We start from the raw sequence: 3,075 nt of genomic DNA, 5'->3' as shown, positions 1-3,075 counted from the left end.
TGGAACATCCGGCATTACCACCCGTTTCCAGGAGCTATTCCGGAGTACGGGGCAGGTCGGTCACGCATTACTCACCCGTTCGCCACTCTCACCCACCAGCAAGCTGGCAGGATCCCGTTCGACTTGCATGTGTTAAGCACGCCGCCAGCGTTCATCCTGAGCCAGAATCGAACCCTCCACAAAAAAACTTCATGAAGAGAACCAAACAAATGACTCTCAAAAAGAAAAAAGACGGAACCCCTTATAAGGAAAGAGGTTCGCACAAAAACCCCGACACCATTCAAACCCCCCCGGGCACTCCAGAAAACCCCGGAGCCGGCATCGGACTGGCAATCATTGACTATAAAGAAGTAAGTAGTACAACACACTCTTGAGTTCTCAAACCACCACACACACCGAACAACCCCGGAAAACCAACCAGAAGGAAGAAACCGGACCGCTCAGCGGCAGCGAAAGAACAACTTACACCACCAACCACCACAACGCAAACCAACCCCAACACAACACCACCAAAACCACTGAAACAACAGCGTTCCACCGGCGTGTCGAAAACAAGGCCCAAAACGTCGTCAACACCAGACTACCGCTCTCCAAGATGCGAGAAATACAGGTATCTCATTACTCAGACGGCGTGTCGCGTGGCGGAGACGCCATGCAACGCAGCTACCTGTTTCTTCACTACCCAAGATCGATGGCATGACCAGACCACATACATCGTGCCAGTTCGCCGATAACGGATATTATGTATGGGTTCACGGCTTACTTGATAAGCGAGAACCGGCTAGCGCCGACGCGGCTTATACCCCTTCTTACGGCTGTGGGGTTTCAGTTCCTGGTTGAGCGGGACGTGTCGGTAACTGGATTGCGGATCACGATGCGTCAAATGCCAGGTGCCGCAGAACTGGCAACGGTACACCCACAGTTCGGCACCGCGTTCGATGAAGCTCTGATCGGCGGCACGCTGCGCCTGGGCTTTGTCGTGATACATGATTTTATTCGATGTAGTGCAGCGCTTTGGCGTGAAGTAATGCATGAGTAGTCCCCGATTCGACGTCCGATTATCAGCAATGATAATCGAAGCCTCCAGTGTTCGCGGGTTGCTGGGTGGTTTCTCCTGTTGACGGGTGGTGGCGCGGGGCGCGTCGGAGGGTGGTTCCCGGCATGCGTGCCTGTGGTCCGTGGGTCCACCCCCGCCCGGCTGCGCCGGGAGCCCCCGCCGGCGAGGGCGAGAATCCCGTGCGAGCATATGCGTGTCGTCCTCCCGCCGGAGGTGCCGTGCGTGGCCTTGCGTGTTCCTCCCGCTGGCGGGAGGTGGCGCGCGGCACGCGCGTCGGAGGGTGGTCCGCCGGCGTGCCGGCGGGGGCGCGTGTGGTGGGTGGGTCCGGGTATGCGAAAACCCCCGGGAGCCGTGTGGCTCGACCGGGGGTCCTGTTCGTTGTGGTGCGGCGGCGTGCTACTCTCCCACATCCTCTCGGGTGCAGTACCATCGCCGTGCCAGGTCTTAGCTTCCGGGTTCGGAATGGGACCGGGCGTCTCTCCTGGGCTATGACCGCCGCAAATCTTCAATTATCAAAGGGAATCCCCTTTGAACGCTGGTGGTTCGGGGACCGGATGGTGGACGCTGTTGATTGGTTCTGTTGTGACCACGGTTCGTGTTGCTCCGTGTCGCGTGTATCCGCAGAAAGAGGTCGATGCCGTCCCAACATGGTTGGGATGTGTGTGTCGCGCTTCCCCGTTAGTACCGGTCGGCTCCACCCCTCGCGGGGCTTCCACGTCCGGCCTATCGACCACGTGTTCTGCATGGGGGGTCTCAGGAACCGTAGTTCCCTGGGAATACTTATCTTGGAGCGGGCTTCCCGCTTAGATGCTTTCAGCGGTTATCCCTTCCGAACGCAGCCAACCGGCGGTGCCACTGGCGTGACAACCGGCGTACCGGAGGTTCGTCCACCCAGGTCCTCTCGTACTATGGGCAGGTCTCCTCAGTATTCCGACGAGCGCAGAGGATAGAGACCAAACTGTCTCACGACGTTCTGAACCCAGCTCGCGTGCCGCTTTGATCGGCGAACAGCCGAACCCTTGGGACCTGCTCCAGCCCCAGGATGCGACGAGCCGACATCGAGGTGCCAAACCATCCCGTCGATATGGACTCTTGGGAATGATCAGCCTGTTATCCCCGGGGTACCTTTTATCCGTTGAGCGATGCCGCGTCCGTACACCGGCACCGGATCACTAGTTCCGACTTTCGTCCCTGCTCGACCCGTCGGTCTCGCAGTCAAGCCCCCTTGTGCACTTGCACTCGCCACCCGATTGCCAACCGGGCTGAGGGGACCTTTGAGCGCCTCCGTTACTCTTTGGGAGGCAACCGCCCCAGTTAAACTACCCGCCAGGCACTGTCCCAGAGCAGGATCACTGCTCGTGGTGAGACATCCAATGCGAACAGAGCGGTATTTCACCTTGCGACTCCACACGGACTGGCGTCCATGCTTCCNAGTCTCCCGCCTATGCTACACAATCCACACCGAATGCCAATACCAAGGTATAGTAAAGGTCCCGGGGTCTTTTCGTCCTTCTGCGCTTAACGAGCATCTTTACTCGTACTGCAATTTCGCCGAGCTCCTGGTCGAGACAGTGGGGAAGTCGTTACGCCATTCGTGCAGGTCGGAACTTACCCGACAAGGAATTTCGCTACCTTAGGATGGTTATAGTTACCACCGCCGTTTACCGGGGCTTGAATTCACCGCTTCACCGAAGTTGACGGATCCTCTTAACCTTCCGGCACCGGGCAGGCGTCAGTGCATATACAGCGGCTTGCGCCTTCGCATGCACCTGTGTTTTTGGTAAACAGTCGCTACCCCCTGGATTGTGCCACCCCCAACCGCTCCCCGGGCAAGCCGGTTCACCATCGGGGGTCTCCCTTAAACCGAAGGAACGGGAGTGATTTGCCGAGTTCCTTGACCAGGATTCGCTCGATCGCCTTGGTATGCTCTACCTGACCACCAGTGTCGGTTTGGGGTACGGGCGCCCATGCGCCTCGCGCCGAAGCTTTTCTCGACGGACGGACCCACCGGAAGACGT

Annotated in this window: 3 protein-coding genes and 3 rRNA genes; 2 read left to right on the top strand and 4 right to left on the bottom strand. The window is 58.5% G+C overall.

Features of this window, described 5'->3' with window-relative positions:
- Positions 1-183 (bottom strand): 16S ribosomal RNA (locus tag AC1AYD_RS10640); the annotation flags it as partial.
- 8 nt (positions 184-191) lie between these two features.
- Between AC1AYD_RS10640 and AC1AYD_RS10635 the strand changes: the two genes are divergently transcribed.
- Together AC1AYD_RS10635 and AC1AYD_RS10630 are read left to right on the top strand one after the other, a co-directional pair.
- Positions 192-374, top strand: a complete 183-nt coding sequence (locus AC1AYD_RS10635) for a hypothetical protein (RefSeq protein ID WP_476533065.1) — start codon at positions 192-194, stop codon at positions 372-374.
- Positions 371-700, top strand: a complete 330-nt coding sequence (locus AC1AYD_RS10630) for a hypothetical protein (protein ID WP_476545172.1) — start codon at positions 371-373, stop codon at positions 698-700. The genes AC1AYD_RS10635 and AC1AYD_RS10630 overlap by 4 nt, the downstream gene beginning before the upstream one ends.
- An 81-nt stretch (positions 701-781) precedes the next feature.
- Here the strand turns inward: AC1AYD_RS10630 and AC1AYD_RS10625 are convergent, their stop codons facing one another.
- The 3 genes from AC1AYD_RS10625 to AC1AYD_RS10615 form a co-directional block, all read right to left on the bottom strand.
- Positions 782-1,033, bottom strand: coding sequence for a hypothetical protein (locus AC1AYD_RS10625; protein WP_034529946.1), 252 nt, complete (start codon positions 1,031-1,033; stop codon positions 782-784).
- 407 nt (positions 1,034-1,440) lie between these two features.
- Positions 1,441-1,557: ribosomal RNA gene (gene rrf, locus AC1AYD_RS10620) — 5S ribosomal RNA — on the bottom strand.
- A 158-nt stretch (positions 1,558-1,715) separates the two neighbouring features.
- Positions 1,716-3,075, bottom strand: a 23S ribosomal RNA gene (locus AC1AYD_RS10615); the annotation flags it as partial.

The organism is Bifidobacterium sp. LH_426 (assembly GCF_056356875.1).
This window is presented reverse-complemented; position numbering and strand designations above follow the sequence as displayed.

Bases quoted from the DNA above. Each gene is read 5' to 3' on its own strand.
- AC1AYD_RS10625 (WP_034529946.1), bottom strand. From the start codon at position 1,033: ATGCATTACTTCACGCCAAAGCGCTGCACTACATCGAATAAAATCATG.
- AC1AYD_RS10635 (WP_476533065.1), top strand. From the start codon at position 192: ATGAAGAGAACCAAACAAATGACTCTCAAAAAGAAAAAAGACGGAACC.